1 pseudogene is annotated in these 1,458 nt (G+C 60.0%); it reads left to right on the forward strand.

The features are described from left to right. Positions 1–466: 466 nt before the first annotated feature. A pseudogene (locus tag C9427_RS34405) lies at positions 467–1,458 on the forward strand (Ulp1 family isopeptidase); the annotation flags it as partial.

Below are 1,458 nucleotides of genomic sequence, written 5' to 3' on the forward strand. Positions count from 1 at the left end.
CGAACATTCCACAGCGCTGTTCCGGCCAGCGAAGAGGCAGAGGGCCCTGAATACGCCGCAAGCCGCCGCCATTCAGCAGCAGCCGCGCGAAATCGGCAATTCAGGCGGCCGCGTGCCGATGCAGCCCCCCATGCGGCAATTGGGTGAATTGCCATTGCAAGGGGTACCGGTTCAAGGGACAGGGTCCGAACACATCGGAAGGCTGCATGCGGAGGCCGCGCCCTCCGCATGGGCTGAGGCACCCCCCGCTGCCATCGAGAACTCCATAAACGTCTCATTCGCCGTCCCCCAAGGCTTCTCCCATGGGACTCAACGCGTCCCAGACGCGATGCTCTCTTCCTTGAACCGCCCTGGCCCCTTGCCGGATGCTGGCCAAGCGCGGCAAGCGGGTTTTGAGCAGCACGTGGCCGAGCCGCGCCGAGCCGAACCTGTCGCGAGTGGCGCCCGTGCCACCGGCTATCCCCATTTGTCCGACGAACACCGGGACCTTATCGATAAGGCGATCGCCCACGCTGCGGCTCAGCAAAAATATAGCGAGAGCACGGTCCTAAAATACAGGTATGCACTTCGCCGGTTGGCAAATGATCTCGGCGCTCGTGGCCAAGCGACCGATCTAAAAAATCACCAATCCCTGGTCGATCACCTCGATGCTTTCTTTCCGAAAAGCGATGATATGAAGAGCGCGTTGCACGTCCTGCGTGCGTATCATGAGCCGGGCTATTCAGCGTCTGTTGGTGCCCCGGCTAACCGCTATCCCCATTTGTCCGACGAACACCGGGACGTGATTGATAAGGCGATCGCCCATGCTGAGGCTCAGCAACACCATAGCGCGCCGACGCTCCGAATATACTCGTATGCGCTTCGCCGATTGGCGAATGATCTCGGCGCTCGTGGCCAAGCGACTGATCTAAAAAATCACCAATCCCTGGTCGATCACCTCGATACCTTCTTTCCAAAAAACACTGACATAAAGGATATAAGGCCGGCGTTGAACGTCCTGCGTGCGTATCATGAGCCGGGCTATTCAGCGACTGGCCGGTGGCCAGTGGCGGTGCCTTCAAAGGCAGATGCGCATGTCTTAGAACAAGTGACCAGTGACAGCAGCTTGGCCCCAAGCACCCGTGTTGCCTATGGTCGTAGTCTTCGCAGATTTTCTGAGGCGCTTGAGAGGCGGGGCCAGACGATCTCTGGGCTGGATCATGATTCACGGATCAAATTCGCCGAGGCGTTGTTTCCAGGCAACGATTTTCTCCGCTTGGCGCTTGAACGGGTTCGCGATGCGAAGCCTGCGTCAGACAGGATCGTGGAGGACGCTTTGGCAGCGGCCGGCTCTGGGCACGCCGGAGTTGAGGCCGCCGCCCCGCCAGTCTTGGCTGCCAGCCAACAGCAGATCCGGCCCTCGCCGGATGCGCTTGACCAGGGCAACCTCCTGCCACCCGAGCGGTTCATCATCAACAA

It is taken from the genome of Mesorhizobium helmanticense, from assembly GCF_003034915.1.
Taxonomy (GTDB): domain Bacteria; phylum Pseudomonadota; class Alphaproteobacteria; order Rhizobiales; family Rhizobiaceae; genus Mesorhizobium; species Mesorhizobium helmanticense.